We start from the raw sequence: 18,322 nt of genomic DNA, 5'->3' as shown, positions 1-18,322 counted from the left end.
GGAGGTCCCGCCCGGAACGAGCGGCCCGCGTCACCAAGCTTGCGGCCATGGACAAGGCCATGGAGAAGACCTCGACGCCCGCCACCGGGTCCCCGGCGGGCCCCGGCCGCCTGGTCGCGCCGGCCGGGGCGGCGGCAGGCGGGGCGGCGGGCGGGCGCGCCCACCGGACGTGGCGGGGACATCCCCTCACCAGGTGGCTGCCCGCCGCAGCGGTGGCCGCGTTCACCGCCGCGGTGCTGAGCCGGTACGGGGTGTCGGCCGCCGACCTGGCGCTGTTCGCCGGATACGTCGCCCTGGGTCTCGCCCTGCCGGGCGTGCTGACGGTCCGGGCGCTGTACGGCCGCTCCCGCACACCGGCCGAGGAGGTCGCGCTCGGCCTGCCGCTCGGCTACGCCGTCGAGATCCTCGCCTACGTCGGCGCCCGCGCGGCCGGGCTGCCGCTGCTCGTCCTGGTCTGGCCGCTCGCCACCTACGCGGCCTTCCTCGCGGTGCCGTCGCTGCGCCGGCACTGGCGGGCCGGCCCGCGCCCGGCCGCCCCCTGGTGGTGGCCGTCGTTCCTGGCCCTGGTCACCGCCGCCCTCGTCGCCTGGAGCGCCGTGAAGTTCTTCGCGACCCACGCCGTGACCTGGCCGGCGCTGGGCACGGCGGCTCCCGACATGCCGTTCCACCTGGCGCTCGTCGGCGAGCTGCGGCACCACGTGCCGCCCGTGGTGCCGATGGTGGCGGGCGAGCCGCTCGCCTACCACTGGTTCGTCTACGCCCATCTGGCGGCGGCCAGCCACGTGACCGGCGTCGAACCCCTGATCCTGCTGTTCCGTCTCGGCATGCTGCCCATGCTGGCCGCGCTCGTCGTGCTGGCCGGCCTGACCGGGCGCCGGCTCACCCGCACGTGGTCCGGCGCCGCCGTCACCGTGGTGGGCACGGTCTTCGTGGGAGCCCCGAGCCTCTACCTGGGCGCCAACGGGCTGTTCACGTGGGGCGGAATCCCCGACACCGCGTGGATCAGCCCCACCCAGACGCTGGGGGCGCTGCTGTTCGCCGCCGTGGTGCTGGTCCTGCTCGACCTGCTGGAGGACCGGCCGCGCGACGTGCGCGCCTGGTGCCTGGCCGCGGTGCTGCTCGTGGCGCTGACCGGCGCGAAGGCGACCTACCTGCCGCTGCTCGGTGCCGGGCTGGCGGTCGTGGCCGGCGTGCGGCTGGCCCGCGGGCGGCGGCCGTCGAGGCCCGTCCTCGTCGGCCTCGGACTGACCGCGGTCTGCGTGCTGTTCGCGCAGTTCGTGCTGTTCGGCCGGGCCCGGCAGGGCATCGTCGTGGACCCCTTCTCTTTCATCAGAGTCACCTGGAGCGAGCTGACCGGGGCCGCCGGGACGCCCGCCGGAGGCGTGCCGGGCATGGCCGCGGTCTACCTCGTCTGCTGGGTGGTCACCTGGCTCGGCATCGTCGGGCTGGCCGTCCGGCCGGCGCAGCTCGCCCGCCCGGCCGTCACCCTGATGCTCGGCGTCGGCGGCGCGGGCCTGGCCGCCGCGCTGCTGTTCGGCCATCCCGGCCGCAGCCAGCTCTTCTTCCTCTGGGGCGGGTACCCGTGCCTGGCGGCGGTCACCGCCTGGGGGCTGATCCTCCTGGTCCGGTGGGCCGGGCTCTCCTCGCGAGCGACGGCCGCCGCGGCCGGCGCCGGCCTGGCCGCCGCCTATCTCGTGCCCCTCCTGTGCGGCGTCACGATCCCGCTCGCCCCGGGGCTGGACCCCGGCCTGCTGTACCGGCCGTACCTGGTGCTGGTCGCCGCCGCGGTGACGGCGGCGGCCCTGCTGGCGGTGCGGCGGGGCGTCCGCGGCGCGGCCGCCCTGGTCGTGGTGGCGCTCGCCTCCGTCGGCCTGCCCGCCTACGGGCACGCCCGGGTGCTGTCGGCGCTCGACGGCTCCGTCACCCCCGCCCCCGCCCCCGCCCCCGCCCCCGCCAACGCCGACTCCGACGCCGCGCAGGCCACCCCCGCCACGCAGGCCACCACTCGGGGCGCGCAGGCGGCACAGCCGCCGGGGCGCGGGCCCGTGGCCGAGCGGGCGATCCCGGAGGGCGGCCTGGCCGCCGGCCGGTGGCTGCGCGCCCACTCCGCACCCGGCGACCTGGTCGCCACCAACGCGCACTGCCGCTGGGGCCGCGAGGACCCGTGCGACAGCCGCTTCCCCTGGGTGTCAGCGCTCGCGGAACGGCGCGTGCTCGTCGAGGGGTGGGCCTACACGGCCGCCAACCTGAACCGGTGGCGGCCCGGCCTGCCGCCCGAGAGCCTGCCGTTCTGGGACCCGGAGCTCCTCAGACTGAACGACGCCGCCTTCCGGGCCCCCTCGGCGGACGTCATGCGGCTGCTGCGCGAACGCCACGGGGTGCGCTGGCTGTTCGCCGAGGAACGCCCGGGGGCCTCCCTCGGCAGGATCGGCGACTTCGCCGCCCTGCGCTTCCGCTCCGGCGGCTACGCCGTCTACCTGCTGCCCGGCTCCTCCCCCACGTGAGGTAAGGCTTGCGCAATGCGTCACCCAGCGGCACCGGGGTGCGCGTGCCGGTGCCGGCGACGCGTTGTTCACTGCGTTCGTGCATGCGACTGGTGTGACGGTGGTCCCGTTCAACCGGACCCACATCTCGGACAACGAGCTCGACTACCTGGCGGAGGCCGTGCGGGGCCGCGCCACCTGCGGTGACGGCCCGTTCACGCGGCGGGCCGGCACCCTCCTTCGGGAGATCACCGGCGCGCGGCAGGCGCTGCTGACCACCTCCTGCACCCACGCGCTGGAGATGTCGGCGCTTCTGCTGGGCGTGCGGCCCGGCGACGAAGTGATCATGCCGTCCTTCACGTTCATGTCGACCGCCAATGCCTTCGCGCTGCGCGGCGCCGTGCCGGTGTTCGTCGACTGCCGCCCGGATACGCTGAACCTGGACGAGCGGCAGGTCGAAGCGGCGATCACCAGCCGTACCAGGGCCATCGTCGTGGTCCACTACGCGGGCGTCGCCTGCTCGATGGACGCGATCGGGGAGCTCGCCCGCCGGTACGGCCTGGCCGTCGTCGAGGACAACGCCCACGGGCTGGGCGGCCGCTACCGGGACCGCCCGCTCGGCTCGTTCGGCTGCCTGGCGACCCAGAGCTTCCACGAGACGAAGAACATCCAGTGCGGGGAGGCGGGCGCGCTGCTCGTCAACGACCCCGCCCTGATGGAGCGGGCGGAGGTCGTCCGGGAGAAGGGCACCGACCGGAGCCGGTTCTTCCGCGGCCAGGTGGACAAGTACCGGTGGATCGACATCGGGTCGAGCTACCTGCCCTCCGACGTGCTCGCGGCGCAGCTCACCGCCCAGCTCGAAGCGTTCGGCCGGATCCAGGAGCGCCGCCACGCGGTGTGGGCCGGCTACCACGAGCGGCTCGCCGACTGGGCGGCCGCGGGTGGCATCGCCCAGCCGACGGTGCCGGACGGCTGCGCGCACCCGGCGCACCTGTACTACCTGCTGCTTCCCGACCTGGACAACCGCCAGGCCTTCATCGGTCACCTCGCGCAGCGGGGCGTGCAGGCGGCGTTCCACTACCAGCCGCTGCACTCCTCCCCCGCCGGTCTGCGCCACGGACGGACCGCTCCCGGCGGCTGCCCGGTGACCGAGCAGGTCGCGGACCGCCTCGTGCGGCTGCCGCTCTTCGCCGACCTGGACGAGGCCGGCCTGACCCACGTGATCGACGCGGTCCGTACCTACGAGGTGAGCTGATGGCCTGGCACGACGTGATCGAGGCGCCCGCGCTGCGCGCCCAGCCCTCCCCCTTCGAGTCGGCGCGGTTCGGCCGCTCGGTGGAGCGGCTGACCGTGTCCGCCGGCGCCGGGACGGCGTTCGACGCGGTCCGCGAGGCGGTGCTCCGCTCGGACGCGGACGTCGTCGTGCTGCGCTACCCGGCCGAGCGGATCGGCTGGTTCGCCGGGTTGACCGCGCTCGGCCGGACCGCCGTCTTCGCCGACTCGCTGGTCTACTGGCGGCTGCCGGCGGGCCGGGGCCGGGCTCCGGAGCCCGCCGCCGGCCTGGTGGCCGCGCCGACGACCGACCCGGCGGCGGTGGACGCGCTGGTGGCCGACATCTTCGCCGCCTACGGCAGCCACTACCTGGCCAACCCGCTGTTCGACGCCGCCGCGGCGCTGGCCGGCTACCAGGAGTGGGCGCTGCGGTCGGCGGCGGCGGACCGGTGCCTGACGCTGCGGGACGGCGCGCGCCCGCTCGCGCTGGCCACGCTGGAGGAGGACGCCGACCGCACCGAGATCCTGCTCGCCGGCGTGGTGTCCGGCTGCCAGGGGCGCGGCCTGTACGCCCACCTGCTGAAGGCCGTCGAGGACCGGACGCTGGCCCGCGGCGCCACGGAGGTGGTCATCTCCACCCAGGGGCACAACACCCGGGTGCAGCGGGCCTGGGCGCGTTACGGGTTCGAGCCGGTGCAGACGATCCTCACGGCTCACCTGGTCCGGAGCTCGCTCCTGCCTGGACCGGAATGACCGGTCCGTCCGGGCACGGGTCCGTCACGCACGACGGACCCACCCGGTCTCGGACGACGTACGTCGGCCGGCCCATGCCGCTGCCGTGGATGCGGCCGACGTACTCGCCGAGCACGCCGATGGCGATGAGCTGCGCCGACGAGAAGAGCGCCACCATCGAGGCGATCGTGGTGAACCCGGCCACCGTCGTGTCGCCCGTGACGAACCGCCACAGCACCCCGGCGCCCAGCAGCAGGCCGACGACGCCGGCCAGGAACCCGAGGTAGCTGGCCGCCCGCAGCGGGGCCGTGCTGTATCCGACGAGCATGTTGACGGCGTGCCGGATCAGGCTGCGCGCCGTGTAGTTGGACCGCCCGTGGGCGCGCTGGTCCATGTGCACCCGGACGGACCCCACCTTCGCCGTCGCCCACGACAGCGCCACGTCGATCGAGGCGTGCGGGCCGGACAGCCCCTCGAACCCGTCACGCAGCCGGGTCCGGAACGCGCGGAAGGCGCTGATGTCCTGGGCGGCCCGGACGCCGAGCGCCCCGGCCATCCCGGCCTTGACCGAGCGGGACGCCAGGCTGCGCAGGAAGCCGTGCTCCTCCTCGTGCGACACGCCGTACACCAGGTCGAGCCGGTCGCCTTCGAGCGCGGCCAGCAGGTGGGGGATCTGCTCCGGCGGATGCTGCAGGTCGTCGTCCAGCGTGACGACGACGTCGTGGGCCGCCTCCCGGATGCCGGCGACCAGCGCGTTGTGCTGCCCGTAGTTGCGGGAGAGGTGCAGGGCGCGCACGGCCTCGATCCCCCGGGCCAGCCGCGCGGCCGTCTCCCACGTGTCGTCCGGGCTGCCGTCGACCACCAGCAGGATCTCGTGGCGGACGTTCGCCTGGCGCAACGTCGAGACGATCCTGCTCACCAGCGTGGGCAGGGTGCGCGCGGACCGGTAACAGGGAATTACCACCGACACCGACATCGATCCCCCGATCATCCAGTGTTCACCGGTTACACTCATGCCGCCCCCACCACGCGATCAGAAGCGGAGTGCGGGCCACATGGTCGATCTGAGAAGCCGGACCAAGCGCGGCGAAGAAGCGTCATTCGGATGGCGGGCCCTGATCACGGCTCTTGGTGCACACCGCATCACATATCTGCTGGCCGGCGCCATGACGGCGGTGGTCTATTACGTTCTCCTTGGCCTAGCATTGCTGGCCGCGGACGATGCGGCTCCCTATCTTGTGCTGGTCGTGGCCAGCCACTTCGTCACCGTGGTCCTCGTCTATCCGGTGTACCGGCTCGTCGTCTTCCGCGTCTCGGGCGAATCCTGGCTGACCGGGTATCTGCGTTTCTACGCGGTCGGGCTGAGCTTCCTCGGGGCCTCGCTCGCCGGGCTCCCCCTCCTGGTGGAGGTCGCCGGGATGCCGCTGATGCTCGCCCAGGGCCTGATCATCCTGGCCAGCCCGTCGCTGAGCTACCTGATACACCGCACGTGGACGTTCCGCGACCGGGCGAACGTCTAGTCTCGGCAACGTCCCGGACGTGCTTGGACAAGCGCGTCCGGCCGCGGGCCGGTACGCCCGCACCCTGCATAAACTCCTGCGAGCAGGCGGCCGTCACGGCCACGTCCTCTTCGCGGAAGGACCGACGTACCTGATGAAGGCACTCGTACTGGCGGGTGGCAAGGGGACGAGGCTACGCCCGCTCACCCATACCTCGGCCAAGCAGCTCGTCCCCGTGGCCAACAAGCCGGTGCTCTACTACGGCCTCGAAGCGCTGCGCGACGCCGGCATCACCAGCGTCGGCATCGTCACCGGCGACACCGGCCCGGAGGTGCGCGAGGCCGTCGGCGACGGTTCGCGGTTCGGCCTGGAGGTGGAGTACATCCCCCAGGAGGCTCCGCTGGGGCTGGCCCACTGCGTCCTCATCGCCAGGGACTTCCTCGGCGACGAGCCGTTCGTCATGTACCTGGGCGACAACTTCCTGGTCGGCGGCATCCGCGACCTGGTGGAGTCCTACCGGGCGGCCGGCCACGACGCGCAGATCCTGCTCACCAGGGTGGCCGAGCCGCAGTTCTACGGAGTCGCCGAGCTGGGGCCGTCGGGTGAGATCCTCCGCCTGGAGGAGAAGCCGGAGCACCCGCGCAGCGACCTGGCCATCGTCGGGGTCTACATCTTCTCCCCCGCCATCCACGAGGCCGTCCGGGCGATCGGCCCGTCGGCGCGCGGCGAGCTGGAGATCACCGACGCGATCGGCTGGCTGATCGAGCGCGGCCACCGCGTCCACAGCCACCTGGTCAGCGGCTACTGGAAGGACACCGGCCGGTTGCAGGACATGCTGGAGTGCAACCGCATCGTCCTCGAACAGGTGGAGCCCGAGGTCAACGGCACCGTCGACGGCCTGAGCGAGATCACCGGACGGGTCGTCATCGAGCGCGGCGCGGTGGTGGAGAACTCCGTGCTGCGCGGGCCCATCGTGGTCGGCGCCAACGCCAAGATCGTCTCCTCCTACCTCGGCCCGTTCACCTCGATCGGGCCCGACTGCGTGGTGGCGGACGCCGAGATCGAGTACTCCATCGTGCTCGACGGCTCCTCGGTGGTCGGCGTCTCCCGCATCGGGCATTCGCTCATCGGGCGCAACGTGGAGGTGACCGGCGCCACCGGCGCCCCCAACACCCACCAGCTCATGGTGGGCGACCACAGCAAGATCAAGGTGCGCGCGTGAACATCCTCGTCACCGGCGGCGCCGGTTTCATCGGCTCCCACTACGTGCGGTCCCTGCTGCTCGGGGCGTACCCGGGCTACGAGGACGCGCGCGTCACCGTGCTGGACAAGCTCACCTACGCCGGCAACCTCGCCAACCTGGAGCCCGTGTCGGGCCATCCCCGCTACGCGTTCCGGCAGGGGGACATCGCCGACGCCCGGCTGCTGGCCGAGGTCGTGCCGGGATTCGACGTGGTGGTGAACTTCGCGGCCGAGACGCACGTGGACCGGTCCATCGCGGGGGCCGGCGACTTCGTGACGACCAACGTGCTCGGCACGCAGCGGCTGTTGCAGGCGGCGCTGGAGGCCGGCACCGGCACGGTCGTCCACGTCTCCACCGACGAGGTGTACGGCTCGATCGCCGAGGGGTCCTGGACCGAGGAGGAGCCGCTGCTCCCGAACTCGCCGTACTCGGCGGCCAAGGCGGGCGCCGACCTGTTGTGCCGCGCCTATCACCGCACGTACGGGCTGGACGTGCGCGTGACGCGCTGCTCCAACAACTACGGCCCGTACCAGTACCCGGAGAAGCTGATCCCGCTGTTCGTCACCAACCTCATCGACGGGAAGCCTGTCCCGCTGTACGGCGACGGGCGCAACGTGCGCGACTGGCTGCACGTCGACGACCACTGCCGCGGCGTCCAGCTCGTGCTGGACAAGGGTTCGCCGGGCGAGGTCTACAACATCGGCGGCGGCACCGAGCTGACCAACAGGGAGCTGACCGGCCTGCTGCTGGAGGCCTTCGGTCTGGGCTGGGACCTGGTCCGGCAGGTGCCCGACCGCCTGGGGCACGACCTGCGCTACTCCGTCGACTGCGGCAAGCTGCGGGGGCTCGGCTACGAGCCGCGTACGAGCTTCGAGCAGGGCCTTGCCGAGGTGGTCCGCTGGTACGCGGACAACGAGTCCTGGTGGCGGCCGCTCAGGGCGCGCTCCGCCTGACGCGGCGGCCGGGGGGCGCGCAGGGGGGAGCGTGCGCGTCCCTCAGCCGGCGAGCACGACCTGGAACACCGGCTGCGACTCGCTGCCGGCGTGGTGCACCGGGTCCTCGTCCTGGAAGGTGTCGCCGCCGAGATAGACGGCGTTGATCCGGTGCTGCCCCCGGGGCAGGTTGGAGATCACGAAGGTGGCCTGGCCCGTGGCGTTGAGGAAGGTGGCGCCGAGGATGACCGAGCGCCGCCTGAGCAGCACCTCGCCCTGGGGCACGAGCGTGCCGTTCACCGGCTGCACCGTGGCGGTGAAGGTGACGGGCTGGCCGACCACCGAGGGGTTGGGATCCGAGGTCAGCGTGGTGATGGTGGGTGGCTCGTCGGGCAGGCCGATCCGGGTGACGACCGAGGTGTTCTCGGTGCCGGTGATGGTGACGCTGTGGACGAAGGTGAAGACCCTGCCGATCACGTTCGCGCCGAAGTCGACGGCCGCCCAGTCGTCCACCAGGAGCGTGCCGCGGAAGGTGGAGTACACGCCTAGGCGGGCGGAATGGCCGATCTGCCAGAAGACGTTCTCGGTCTTCGCTCCCCGGATCATGCTGATGTTGCTGACCCTGGCGGTGTTGAGCGTCTCGGCCCGGAAGATGAAGACCGCGTCGGGGTCTCCTTGCGCGTCCAGGGTGAGTGACCCGTCGATGAGGAAGGCCCCGGTCTGCGAGTCGTAGACGCCCGGCCCCCGCGTCGTGCCGCCGAGCTGCTGGGGCAGGCTGCCGGTCGGGACGCGCGAGACGATGTCGTTGTAGGCGTTGACCGCGGCGATCCGGGCGTTGGCGGCGGTCGCGTCGCCGATGTGCCGGTCGCCGTCGACCACGCCGGGCGGGAAGCCGGTCACCAAGCTCCCCGGGCTCACCCCCAGGTCACCGGTGACCCGGGTGGCGTGCCTGTTGTCGACGGACGCCCCGCCGAAGACGGCGAACGGCCGCGCGGCGCCGAGGTCCACCGGCTCCTCCGCGTGCGCGGCGGGTGACAGGGCGACGAGCGTGCTCGCCACCATGGCCGTCACCACGGCCACCGGCTTCACGGAACGCCATGCCCTCGGCAGGACGCCGGAAAAGCGGAATTGCAGCATGAGTGTATCCTTGCTAATTCGGACTACTCTGTGCATTTGACAGTACCGGCCGCCGGTGGCGTCCGACGGAAATGACATGCGGACACGGCGGGCCCGCCGGAGGAATTCATTGTCCACCCGGCGGGCCCGCGTGTCGTCTTATGGGCGGAATATGACGTCGACCCAGTAGTTCGTCGCCTGGAAACTGCTCGTCGGGAAGGCGCTCGACGAGCCGTAGGCGTAGACGCCGTTGCCGCCGGCGGAATGCGCCGGAGCGGTGAGCGGGCTGTTGACGTACGCCGAGGTGAAATAGGGCCGGGTTATCGAATAGAACCCCGAGGTCGTGTGGTAGGCCGCTATGTAGGTGGTGCCGGCGGTGACGGGGACGGGGGTCGGGAAGTTCACTTCCTGCCAGCCGGTGGCCGTCTCGTGGACGAAAGGCGTGCTGGCCAGCAATGTGCCGGTGGCGCTCCACAGGCTCGCGACATGGGTGCCGGTGTTTTGGGAGCCCTTGTAGAAGCGGACCCCGTACACCGCGCCGGCCGTCGACGACTCGAACTTCGTGCCCACCGTGATCGGCTGGTTGTCGGGGTGGGACTGCACGGCCGGCGTCGCCGCCTTGTTCCACAGGCTGTCGGACGGCTGGAAGACGACGTCGACCCAGTAGTTGGTGGCCTGGTAGGTCTCCGTCGGGAAGGCGTTGGCGGCGCCGTAGGTGTAGACGCCGTTGCCGCCGGCGGCGCCGCTCGACGGCGCGGTGAGCGGTCCGTTGGTGAAGGCCGACGTGAAGTACGGACGGGTGATCGAGTAGCGTCCCACGGTCGTGTGGTAGGACGCGACGTAGGTGGTGTTCGCCTGGATCTCGACGGGCGGAGAGAAGCTCACCTCCTGCCAGCCGGAGGCGCTCTCGTCGGTGAAGGTCGCGTTGGCCAGCAGGGCGCCGGCCGCGCTCCACAGGCTGCCGACATGGGTGCCGGTGTTCTGCGGGCCCTTGTAGAACCGGACGCCGGAGACGGTGCCCTTCGTCGACGCCCGGAACTTCACGCCGAGCGTGACGGCCTGCGTGTCGGGCTGCGACACGACCGCGGGGGTGGCCTGCCGGTTCCACAGGCTGTCCTCCACGGTATGGGAGACCGTGGGCGAGGTGCTGGGCGCGAAGTGGATCAGCGCCTCGTTGTCGAAGGTGTCGCCTCCCAGATAGACGGCGGTGAGCTGGCGCTGCCCGCCGGGCAGCGTCGTGGTGGTGAACACCGCGGGCCCCTCGCTGCTGTGGAAGGCGGAGCCGAGGACCGTCGAGCCGTCCTTGAACACGACCTCGCCGAACGGGACGACGTCGCCGCTCACCGGCTGCACCGTGGCGGTCAGGGTGACCGGCTCGCCCTTCCAGGAGGGGTCGGGGGACGTGGTCAGGGACGTGGTGGTCGGCGGGTCGTCCGGCAGGGAGATGCGGGTGTGCGGGGTGCCGTCGGTGCCGGTGATGTTGACCGAGCTGCCGAGGGAGAACAGCCGCCCGTCCACGTCGGCCCCCCACGCCACCGCGACGGAGCCCTGCGCCAGCACGGTGCCGCGGAACGTGGCCCACATGCCGAGGCTGGCGTTGCCGCTGATCTGCCAGAAGATGTTGTCGGGCTGCGCCCCACGCGCCAGCGCGACGTTGCCCGTCTGGGCGACGGACAGCGTGGGGGCGCGGAAGACGAAGACGGCGTCGGGGTCGCCCTGGGCGTCGAGGGTGAGCGTGCCGTTGACGGCGAACGAGCCGCCGGTCGGCTCGTAGACGCCGGGTCCTCTGACGGTGCCGCCCAGTTGCGAGGCGATGGTGGCGGTGGTCGCGCGCCCGCTGAGCTCGGTGTAGACGTCTTCGGCGTCGTCCATGGCGGCGGCCGCGGTGGCGTTGCCCAGGTGCCTGGTGCCGTTGACCACGCCGGGCGGGAAGCCCGTCAACGTGCTGCCGGGGCTGATGCCGAGGTTGCCGGTGACCGTGGTCAGGTTGGTGTTGGTGACGGACGTGCCGGCCAGGACCGCGAACGGCTCGGCGTCGCCGAGGTCGACGGGCTGCGCGGCGAGCGCGCCGCCCGGCACGACGAGCGTGCCCGCCGCGAGCAGGGTGGCGAGCAGCGCCCGCCGCCACCGACGACGGGCAGCTTTTACCCCTTTTGTGATGTTCTGCCGATGATGTGCGCCGGGTGCCCGGTCGGGCGCATCGCGATGTGATGAGAACATGCGCCACAACTCCTTAGTTCATCGTGAGGTTGACCGGGCGATCGGGTGGGTTGAGGGGTGTTCACGGGCGCTCGTCCGGTTTTTGCCATTTGTCACGCTATTTGCGAAACGTGAGCCGTACGGGAAAGACGCTAGGGCATCAGGAGGGCGCCACCAGCGCAACGACGGCCACCGAAACGCATATATGATCAACAAAAGCCGGGGCTCATGCGCTATTGGCCCGCACTTTACCCAGGAATGCTCTCCATCAATACTTACTCCGAAGCGCCAAAAAGGTCCCGAATCTCCGGTGAACGGCGACACGCCGAGACAGTCGCCGAATCGGCGTTCCGCGAAGGATGGGCTCCTACAGTCAGGTGATATCTCATCTCGAAGTGACGGGGGTCCAGATATGGGAGAGAAACTGGTGGTCGTCGGCCAGGGCTACGTCGGCCTGCCGCTGGCGATGCGCGCGGTCGAGGCCGGGTTCGACGTCGTGGGGATCGACGTCGACGAGTGGCGCGTCAAGCGGCTCAACGCCGGCGAGTCGTTCGTCGAGGACATCGGCGACGAGCAGGTGGCGGCCGCCCTGCGCCACGGCCGCTACCTCGCGAGCACCGACTACGCCGACGCCGCCGGCTTCGACGTGTGCGTCATCACCGTGCCGACACCCTTGTGCGAGGGCGCCCCCGACCTCCGGCACATCGCCTCGGCGGGGCAGTGCGTCGCACCGCTGCTGCGGCCCGGCGCCACGGTGGTCCTGGAGTCCACCACCTATCCCGGCACCACCGAGGAGTACCTGCTGCCGATCCTGGAGGAAGGGTCCGGGCTGCGCGCGCCGGAGGACTTCCTGCTCGGCTACAGCCCCGAGCGGATCGACCCGGGCAACCCCGTGTGGCGGCTGGAGAACACCCCGAAGGTGGTCTCGGGCCTCGACGAGGCGTCGCTGCGGCGGATCCGCGCCTTCTACGAGCAGGTCGTCGACCATGTCGTGCCGGTCTCCTCACTGCAGGTGGCGGAGCTGTGCAAGCTCCTTGAGAACACCTTCAGGCACGTCAACATCGCCCTGGTCAACGAGCTGTCCATGTTCGCCGGGCAGCTCGGGATCGACGTGTGGGAGGCCATCGACGCGGCCTCGACCAAGCCGTTCGGGTTCATGCGGTTCACGCCCGGGCCCGGGGTCGGCGGGCACTGCCTGCCGATCGACCCGTCCTACCTGTCGTGGAAGGTCAAGCGGAGCCTGGGGCACAACTTCCGGTTCGTGGAGCTGGCCAACGACATCAACGACCACATGCCCGACCACGTCGTCCACCGGCTGGTCCTCGCGCTCAACCGGCGGGGGAAGCCGATCAACGGCAGCCGGGTGGTCACCCTGGGCCTGGCCTACAAGAAGAACGCCGGCGACTGCCGCGAGTCGCCCGCCATCGAGGTGGTCAGGTCGCTGCACAAGCTCGGCGCGCGGGTGCGGGCCGCCGACCCCCACGTGGAGGACTACCCGCTGCCCGCCGGCGTCGAGATCATCGAGGTGACGCGCCGGGAGCTGGCCGAGGCGGACGCCGTGGTGGTGCTCACCGACCACGACCGCTTCGACTACCGGCTCGTCGAGGAGGCCAGCCCGTACGTCTTCGACACGCGCAACCGCTGCCGGGGACCGAACGTCGAGCTGATCTGACCGTCGCGCCCGATGGGCCCTCCGGGAGCTCCCGGAGGGCCCGCCGCGTGTTCAGCCGAGCCCCGTTCAGCCGAGCCCGCCGTTCAGCCGAGCCCGCCGTTCAGCCGAGCCCCGCCGCGATGGCGGTGAGGCCGTGGTCGACGTCGTCGTCGGTGATGTTGAGCGCCGGGCGCAGCCGGACCGAGCGGGGGCCGCAGGCCAGCACCAGGACGCCGCGCTCCTCCCGCAGCCGGGTGACGAAGGTGTCGCGGGCGGCGCGGTCGGGCAGGTCGAAGGCGCACATCAGACCGCGACCGCGTACGCCCGACACGGCGTCGGGCCGTTCGGCCTGCAGCTTGGTGAGCCGCTCGACCAGGTGCTCGCCGAGCACGGCGGCGCGCCGGATGAGGCGGTCGCCCTCGATGATCTCCAGCAGGGCGCGCGAGCGGACCATGTCCACCAGGCCGCCGCCCCAGGTCGAGTTGATCCGGCCGCTGACCTGGAAGACGTTGTCGGGCACCAGGTCCACCCTGCGGCCTGCCATGATGCCGCCGACCTGCACCTTCTTGGCGAAAGCGACAATGTCGGGCGCCAGGCCGAGCTGCTGGTAGGCCCACGGGGTGCCGGTCGTGCCGCCGCCCGTCTGCACCTCGTCCAGCACGAACAGCGCGTCGTGCTCGTGGCACAGGCGCTGCATGGCCTGCAGGAACTCGGGCCGCATGTGGTTGTCGCCGCCCTCGCCCTGGATGGGCTCGGCGATGAAGCAGGCGATGTCGTGCGGGTGGCGCTCGAACGCCTCCCGCGCCTGCGCCAGCGCGCGGGCCTCGGCTGCCTCGACGTCGCCGAGGTGGACGGCGGGCACGTCGATGCGCGGCCAGTCGAACTTGGGGAAGCGGTCGGTCTTGCCGGGCTCGGTGTTGGTGAGGCTGAGCGTGTAGCCGCTGCGGCCGTGGAAGGCGCGGGTCAGGTGCATGACGCGGGTGCCGAGGTCGGGCGAGCGGCCGGCCGCCTCGTTGCGGCGGCTCTTCCAGTCGAACGCCGTCTTCAACGCGTTCTCCACGGCCAGCGCGCCGCCCTCCACGAAGAACAGGTGGGGCAGGTCCGGGTCGCCGAGCACGCGGGTGAAAGTCTCGACGAAGTCGGCGAGGTGCTCGGTGTACATGTCGGGGTTGGCGGGCTTGTTGCGCGCGACCCGGCCGAGCAGCTCGGCGGTCTGCGGGGAGAAGGGCGGGTTCACGCCGAGGGGGGCGGAGGCGAAGAACGTGTAGAAGTCGAGGTAGCGGCGGCCGTCACGGGCGTCGACGAGCCAGGACCCCTGGCTGCGCTCCAGGTCGAGCACGAGCCGGTAGCCGTCGACGAGCAGATGCCGGGCGAGGCGGGCGTGTACGTCCATGTGTCCTCCACGTTGAGCAGACACGGCATACGTTCCCCACACTAACCGGCTTTCATCCGGAAAATTTCCGGAATCTAGTGCTGGGGCGCGAGCTTTTTTATCCTGAATGACAGGAAGACCGTGGCCAGGCCGTACAGGATGGCGAAGACGCCGACCAGCCAGACGAGCGTGAGCAGGCCCGCGCCCGGCCAGACCAGCAACAGGATGCCGAAGATGACCGACAGCGCCCCGCCCAGGATGAGCGCCCACTCGTTCTCGATGACCTTGCGCATCTGGATGCCGGCCACGATCTCCGAGACGCCGGTGAAGATGGCCCAGAACGCCACGACGTAGAGCAGTGCCAGCGACGTGATGCCGGGCCAGACCAGCGCCACGATGCCCGCGAGGATGCTGATGATCCCGGAGAAGATCAGCCAGGCGCGGGACTTGGCGTCGTGCCGGAAGCCGGAGAACAGCGTGAAAAAGCCGTTCACCAGGGCGTACGCGCCGAAGAAGATCACGAGCACGAGGAGCGTGATCGCGGGCCAGATGAGCGCGAGGATGCCGAAGATGATCGCGGCGATGCCGCGGATCAGGACCATCCACCAGACTCGTGCGAGTTGTTCCATACTGGGCTGCTTTCCAGAAAGATCCCGAAAGCAGCCCATAGACCGGTCAAAACTCCGCGACCTGCTCCAGGCCTCTCAGGAAGTGGAGTAGACGACGATCGAGACCGCGACGTACTGCACCAGGTAGGCGGCGAGGGTGAACGCGTGGAACACCTCGTGGAAGCCGAACCAGCGGGGCGAGGGGTCGGGACGGCGCAGGCCGTAGACCACGGCTCCGGCGCTGTAGAAGACGCCGCCGACGGCCACCAAGACGACGGCCGCCACGCCCGCGCCCGCCAGGAGCTGGGGCATGACGAAGATCGCCGCCCAGCCGAGGGCCAGGTAGAGGACCGTGTAGAGCCAGCGCGGCGCGTTCATCCAGCACAACCGGAACACCACGCCGGCCAGGGCGCCGCCCCAGGTGACGGCCAGCACGGCCACCCGGGCCACCCCGTCCAGGGCGAGCAGCGCGAACGGGGTGTAGGTGCCCGCGATGATCAGATAGATGTTGGCGTGGTCGAACCGGCGCAGCACCTCGGCCAGCCGAGGGCCCAGCCGGCCGCGATGGTAGGTGGCCGAGATGCCGAAGAGCAGGGCCGAGGTCACGGCGTAGATCGCCGAGGCGATCCGGGCCTGGAGGGTGGGTCCGAGCGCCACGAGCACGAACCCGGCGACGAGCGTCACGGGCAGCGCTCCGGTGTGCAACCAGCCACGGAGGAGGGGCTTCGCGGTGATGGCCGTCATGAAACCTACGGTACCGTAGGTTACGTCATCCGGGGGACCGCGCACCCGTCCCGCCCAAGGTCAGAGTCCGTTGACGAAGCGGGCGCTGATCGGCAGGGCGGCCGACCGGCCGGAACCGCCGTGCCGCACGAAGACGCAGAAGGCCACGTCGTCGCGATACCCGATGAACCAGCCGTGATCCGGCCCGCCCTCCGTCTCGGCCGTCCCCGTCTTGCCGGAGACACCTCGGGGCAGGCCCGCCCCGCTCGCCGTCCCGTGGTCCACGACCGCCGCCATCATGTCGCGCAGCGCGGCGACGACCCCGGCGTCCAGGGTCACCGGCTCCAGCGGCGGGAAGCCCTCCACCCGGCGCACCTCGTCGGCCGCCAGCAGCCGCGGCGGGCGCCACGTGCCGTCGCTGACCGCCGCCGCGACCGCGGCCATGCACAGCGGGCTGGCCACGACCGAACCCTGACCGATGGCGTTCGCGCCGAACCAGTCCAGGCCCGCCGGGTCCTCCAGCGCTCCGCACCTGCCGCCCACCCCGGTCGGCAGGGTCCGGTGGAAACCCCACTCCTCGGCCGTCTCGCGCAGGTCCTCCTCGTCCAGCCGGGCGACGGCCTCCCGCACGAACGTGGTGTTGCAGGAGTGGGCGAAGGCGTCGGCGAACGACAGGGCGCCGCGGTCGGACGCGCCCGCGTTGGTGAAGGACCGGTGGAAGGGGATCGTGTACGCGGCGGGGCAGCTCACCTCCGCCGCCGGGTCGAGCCCGGCCTCCAGCAGCGCCGCCGCAGTGATCGTCTTGAACGTGGAACCCGGCGGGAAGAGGTCGTGGAAGGCGCTGTGGCCGGCCCGTAACCGGTCGGCCACCGCCAGCACCTCGCCGGTGCCGGGCCGTACCGCGACGATGGCGGCGTCCTCCACGCCGTCCAGCGCCCGCGCGGCGGCCGCCTGCACCGGCCGCGACAGGGTGGTGCGCCGGGTGTCCGGCTCGGGCTCCACCGCCAGCAGCCGCCGCTCGGCCCCTCCGGGCACCGCGGCGACCAGCGCCACGCCCTCCCCGGCCGGCTCGAACTCCGCCCTGAGCCGGTCGAGGTAGGCGTCGGCGTAGCTGTTGCGCGGGATCGGCTCGCCCTCGCGGGTGACCAGCGCGGCCGGAGGTCCCTCGAACGCGGCCAGGTCCAGGGTGCCGCCGTCCTTCAGCAGCGGGTGCAGCGTCTCGGGCGTCCACAGCACCCTCCACTCCCGCTCCCGCACACCGAGGCGCAGCGTCGCGGCGAACGGCCACGGCCCGAGGTCGCGCAGCCGCCGGACACCGGTGAACGCCACCTCCGCCGTCTCCCCGCCGGTGCCGCGGACCGGGCCCGGCCGCAGCTCGATGGCCTCGACACGCAGCCTCTCGCTGAACTCGACATGGCGGCTGACGAAGTCGGGCGGCGGCCGGTGCACCAGGCCGGCCATCCCCCGCACGTCCGCCGCGCGCCAGGCGCGGAAGTAGGCCGCCGCGACCTGCTCGGCACTCCCCCGAACGCGCTGGGCCGCGACGACCGCGAAGCCGTACGCTGCGATGATCGCCGTCACCGCGATGGCCAGCGCGATCAGCCTTCGTCGTCGCATACGGTTCTCCCTGGGAGGGAACAGCGTGGCACGAGCACAGCGGGAGCCGATGCCCGGCCTGTACCCGGTGACGTTCGGCGAGATCGAGCTTCTCCGGGATCTGGACCGGCAGGACGGCTGGGTGCTGTCCAAAGATGGCGTACCTCAGTCGTACGTCGATCTACAAGACCCCACATACCTGGACTTCGAGTACGTACGGCTGATGGCGGACGTGATCGACCTCATCCCGGACGGGCCGTTGAGCTGCGTCCACGTCGGCGGCGGGGCCTGCACGATCCCCCGCTACGTCGCCACGACCCGGCCCGGTTCGCGGCACATCGTGATCGAGCCCGACGGCCTGCTCGTCGACCTGGTCCGCGAGCAGCTCGCCCTGCGCTCGGTGCCGCGGCTGAAGGTCATGGTGCTCGACGGGCGCGAGGGGATCGCGAGGGTGTGGGACGACACGGCCGACCTGGTCGTGCTCGACGCGTTCGCGGGGGCGACCATGCCTGTCGAGCTGGCCACGGCCGAATACCTGAACGACCTCTCCCGGGTGCTGCGCCCGGCGGGGACGCTGCTGGTCAACCTGGCCGACGGCAAGGGGCTCGCGTTCGCCCGGCGACTGGTGGCCACGGTGCGCGGCACGTTCGGCGACGTGGCGCTGCTGGCGGAGCCGGGCGTGCTGCGGGGCCGCCGGTTCGGCAACCTCATCGTGGCCGCCTCACGTTCGGGGCTGCCGGTGGACCTGCTCACGCGGCGCGCCGCCGGCGGCCTCACCCAGGCGCGCTGCCTGCACGGCGAGGAGCTGACCAGGTTCGTCGCGGGCGCCGCGCCGATGCGGGACGGTGAGCCGATCTCCGCTCCCGTCCCGCCGCCCGCGGTCTTCGGCTGATCCG

At 71.7% G+C, this 18,322-nt stretch carries 15 protein-coding genes; 8 read left to right on the top strand and 7 right to left on the bottom strand.

Annotated elements, in window-relative coordinates; translation table 11 throughout:
* Positions 1–47 precede the first annotated feature (47 nt).
* The 3 genes from ACGF0J_RS33410 to ACGF0J_RS33400 all read left to right on the top strand — a co-directional run bounded on the left by ACGF0J_RS33410 (position 48) and on the right by ACGF0J_RS33400 (position 4,508).
* A complete protein-coding gene (locus ACGF0J_RS33410) occupies positions 48–2,504 on the top strand; it encodes a hypothetical protein (RefSeq protein WP_393152395.1) in 2,457 nt (818 codons plus the stop codon).
* Positions 2,505–2,583: 79 nt separating this feature from the next.
* The gene (rffA, locus tag ACGF0J_RS33405; RefSeq protein WP_393152393.1) at positions 2,584–3,738 is read left to right on the top strand and encodes a dTDP-4-amino-4,6-dideoxygalactose transaminase; all 1,155 of its coding nucleotides are present in this window, start codon (positions 2,584–2,586) and stop codon (positions 3,736–3,738) included.
* Positions 3,738–4,508 (top strand): GNAT family N-acetyltransferase, encoded by a 771-nt coding sequence (locus ACGF0J_RS33400; protein ID WP_393152391.1) that lies wholly within the window; start codon positions 3,738–3,740, stop codon positions 4,506–4,508. Before rffA ends, ACGF0J_RS33400 begins: the two co-directional genes overlap by 1 nt.
* On the opposite strand, the gene ACGF0J_RS33395 is transcribed toward ACGF0J_RS33400, so the two are convergent.
* Positions 4,462–5,463 carry a glycosyltransferase family 2 protein gene (locus ACGF0J_RS33395; protein ID WP_393152521.1) on the bottom strand — a complete coding sequence of 334 codons (1,002 nt, stop codon included), beginning with the start codon at positions 5,461–5,463 and terminating at the stop codon, positions 4,462–4,464. The two genes, ACGF0J_RS33400 and ACGF0J_RS33395, sit on opposite strands and share 47 nt — an antisense overlap.
* A 79-nt stretch (positions 5,464–5,542) precedes the next feature.
* Between ACGF0J_RS33395 and ACGF0J_RS33390 the strand changes: the two genes are divergently transcribed.
* From ACGF0J_RS33390 to rfbB, 3 genes are all read left to right on the top strand, one after another.
* Positions 5,543–6,007, top strand: coding sequence for a GtrA family protein (locus ACGF0J_RS33390; protein ID WP_393152389.1), 465 nt, complete (start codon positions 5,543–5,545; stop codon positions 6,005–6,007).
* 133 nt (positions 6,008–6,140) lie between these two features.
* Positions 6,141–7,208, top strand: coding sequence for a glucose-1-phosphate thymidylyltransferase (locus tag ACGF0J_RS33385; RefSeq protein WP_393152387.1), 1,068 nt, complete (start codon positions 6,141–6,143; stop codon positions 7,206–7,208).
* The gene (gene rfbB / locus ACGF0J_RS33380; RefSeq protein ID WP_393152385.1) at positions 7,205–8,182 is read left to right on the top strand and encodes a dTDP-glucose 4,6-dehydratase; all 978 of its coding nucleotides are present in this window, start codon (positions 7,205–7,207) and stop codon (positions 8,180–8,182) included. The genes ACGF0J_RS33385 and rfbB overlap by 4 nt, the downstream gene beginning before the upstream one ends.
* Positions 8,183–8,224: 42 nt before the next feature.
* Here the strand turns inward: rfbB and ACGF0J_RS33375 are convergent, their stop codons facing one another.
* Both ACGF0J_RS33375 and ACGF0J_RS33370 read right to left on the bottom strand, forming a co-directional pair.
* Positions 8,225–9,298: an ice-binding family protein gene (locus ACGF0J_RS33375; RefSeq protein WP_393152383.1), complete on the bottom strand. Its 1,074-nt coding sequence runs from the start codon at positions 9,296–9,298 to the stop codon at positions 8,225–8,227.
* A 138-nt stretch (positions 9,299–9,436) separates the two neighbouring features.
* Entirely contained in the window at positions 9,437–11,497 is a 2,061-nt protein-coding gene (locus tag ACGF0J_RS33370; protein ID WP_393152381.1) for a DUF4082 domain-containing protein, read from the bottom strand.
* Positions 11,498–11,888: 391 nt separating this feature from the next.
* Here ACGF0J_RS33370 and ACGF0J_RS33365 point away from each other — a divergent pair, with 391 nt between their 5' ends.
* Positions 11,889–13,148 (top strand): nucleotide sugar dehydrogenase, encoded by a 1,260-nt coding sequence (locus tag ACGF0J_RS33365; RefSeq protein ID WP_393152379.1) that lies wholly within the window; start codon positions 11,889–11,891, stop codon positions 13,146–13,148.
* A gap of 100 nt (positions 13,149–13,248) precedes the next feature.
* Here ACGF0J_RS33365 and lat read toward each other — a convergent pair whose 3' ends face one another.
* The 4 genes from lat to ACGF0J_RS33345 form a co-directional block, all read right to left on the bottom strand.
* Entirely contained in the window at positions 13,249–14,520 is a 1,272-nt protein-coding gene (gene lat / locus ACGF0J_RS33360) for an L-lysine 6-transaminase (RefSeq protein ID WP_393152377.1), read from the bottom strand.
* 74 nt (positions 14,521–14,594) lie between these two features.
* Positions 14,595–15,128, bottom strand: coding sequence for an HdeD family acid-resistance protein (locus ACGF0J_RS33355; protein WP_393152375.1), 534 nt, complete (start codon positions 15,126–15,128; stop codon positions 14,595–14,597).
* 75 nt (positions 15,129–15,203) lie between these two features.
* Positions 15,204–15,851: a hemolysin III family protein gene (locus ACGF0J_RS33350; protein ID WP_393152373.1), complete on the bottom strand. Its 648-nt coding sequence runs from the start codon at positions 15,849–15,851 to the stop codon at positions 15,204–15,206.
* Positions 15,852–15,911: 60 nt separating this feature from the next.
* Positions 15,912–17,447: a penicillin-binding transpeptidase domain-containing protein gene (locus tag ACGF0J_RS33345; protein ID WP_393152371.1), complete on the bottom strand. Its 1,536-nt coding sequence runs from the start codon at positions 17,445–17,447 to the stop codon at positions 15,912–15,914.
* Between the two features lie 49 nt (positions 17,448–17,496).
* On the opposite strand from ACGF0J_RS33345, the gene ACGF0J_RS33340 reads away from it, so the two are divergent.
* Positions 17,497–18,318, top strand: coding sequence for a spermidine synthase (locus tag ACGF0J_RS33340; RefSeq protein WP_393152519.1), 822 nt, complete (start codon positions 17,497–17,499; stop codon positions 18,316–18,318).
* Positions 18,319–18,322: the final 4 nt, after the last annotated feature.

Origin of the sequence: Nonomuraea sp. NPDC047897 (assembly GCF_043204415.1) — a bacterium.
GTDB lineage: Bacteria > Actinomycetota > Actinomycetes > Streptosporangiales > Streptosporangiaceae > Nonomuraea.
Note: the sequence above shows the minus strand (reverse complement) of the source record. Positions and strands in the feature narration are given on the sequence as shown.

What these genes read in the sequence shown, in the direction of transcription:
- ACGF0J_RS33390 (WP_393152389.1), top strand. Translation starts at nt 5,543, where the DNA reads ATGGTCGATCTGAGAAGCCGGACCAAGCGCGGCGAAGAAGCGTCATTC.
- ACGF0J_RS33350 (WP_393152373.1), bottom strand. Translation starts at nt 15,851, where the DNA reads ATGACGGCCATCACCGCGAAGCCCCTCCTCCGTGGCTGGTTGCACACC.
- ACGF0J_RS33385 (WP_393152387.1), top strand. Translation starts at nt 6,141, where the DNA reads ATGAAGGCACTCGTACTGGCGGGTGGCAAGGGGACGAGGCTACGCCCG.
- ACGF0J_RS33410 (WP_393152395.1), top strand. Translation starts at nt 48, where the DNA reads ATGGACAAGGCCATGGAGAAGACCTCGACGCCCGCCACCGGGTCCCCG.
- ACGF0J_RS33365 (WP_393152379.1), top strand. Translation starts at nt 11,889, where the DNA reads ATGGGAGAGAAACTGGTGGTCGTCGGCCAGGGCTACGTCGGCCTGCCG.
- ACGF0J_RS33340 (WP_393152519.1), top strand. Translation starts at nt 17,497, where the DNA reads ATGCCCGGCCTGTACCCGGTGACGTTCGGCGAGATCGAGCTTCTCCGG.
- lat (WP_393152377.1), bottom strand. Translation starts at nt 14,520, where the DNA reads ATGGACGTACACGCCCGCCTCGCCCGGCATCTGCTCGTCGACGGCTAC.
- ACGF0J_RS33370 (WP_393152381.1), bottom strand. Translation starts at nt 11,497, where the DNA reads ATGTTCTCATCACATCGCGATGCGCCCGACCGGGCACCCGGCGCACAT.
- ACGF0J_RS33355 (WP_393152375.1), bottom strand. Translation starts at nt 15,128, where the DNA reads ATGGAACAACTCGCACGAGTCTGGTGGATGGTCCTGATCCGCGGCATC.
- ACGF0J_RS33400 (WP_393152391.1), top strand. Translation starts at nt 3,738, where the DNA reads ATGGCCTGGCACGACGTGATCGAGGCGCCCGCGCTGCGCGCCCAGCCC.
- ACGF0J_RS33375 (WP_393152383.1), bottom strand. Translation starts at nt 9,298, where the DNA reads ATGCTGCAATTCCGCTTTTCCGGCGTCCTGCCGAGGGCATGGCGTTCC.
- ACGF0J_RS33395 (WP_393152521.1), bottom strand. Translation starts at nt 5,463, where the DNA reads ATGTCGGTGTCGGTGGTAATTCCCTGTTACCGGTCCGCGCGCACCCTG.
- ACGF0J_RS33345 (WP_393152371.1), bottom strand. Translation starts at nt 17,447, where the DNA reads ATGCGACGACGAAGGCTGATCGCGCTGGCCATCGCGGTGACGGCGATC.